Source organism: Streptomyces sp. SID14478 (genome assembly GCF_010548525.1).
Taxonomy (GTDB): domain Bacteria; phylum Actinomycetota; class Actinomycetes; order Streptomycetales; family Streptomycetaceae; genus Streptomyces.
In genome coordinates this window covers 1-432 of the sequence record NZ_JAAGMG010000510.1, presented here as the reverse complement: position 1 = coordinate 432, position 432 = coordinate 1, and the positions used below count along the sequence as shown (strand labels likewise).

Annotated in this window: 1 protein-coding gene; it reads left to right on the top strand. The window is 75.5% G+C overall.

What is annotated here, in order from left to right; genetic code table 11:
• Nucleotides 1-432: tetratricopeptide repeat protein (locus G3I40_RS16510; RefSeq protein ID WP_164302913.1), on the top strand; the 432-nt coding region annotated here is incomplete at both ends.

The following is a 432-nucleotide window of genomic DNA, read 5'->3' as shown; positions in this document are numbered from 1 at the left end:
CGCGCGGCGCGGCGAGACGCAGACCGCCGAGCGCTGGTACCGCGCCGCCATGGACGCGGGCGACAACAACGGCGCCTACAACCTCGGCCTGCTGTGCGCCGAGCAGAAGCGCACCGCGCAGGCCGAGAGCTGGTACCGCCGCGCCGCCTACGCGGGCCACCGCGAGGCGGCCAACGCGCTGGCCGTGCTGCTCCTGCAGAACGGCGACGCGGTCGGCGCCGAGCCCTGGTTCTCCAAGGCGGCGGAGGCGGGCAGCGTCGACGCGGCCTTCAACCTCGGCATCCTGTACGCGGGCCGGGACGACGACGAGGACGCCCAGAAGGCGCTCCAGTGGTACGAGCGGGCCGCTGCCGGCGGGCACACGGAAGCGGCGCTGCAGGCCGGTATCGCACGGTTGCGCGAGGGCGACGAGCCGACCGCCGAGCGGCACCT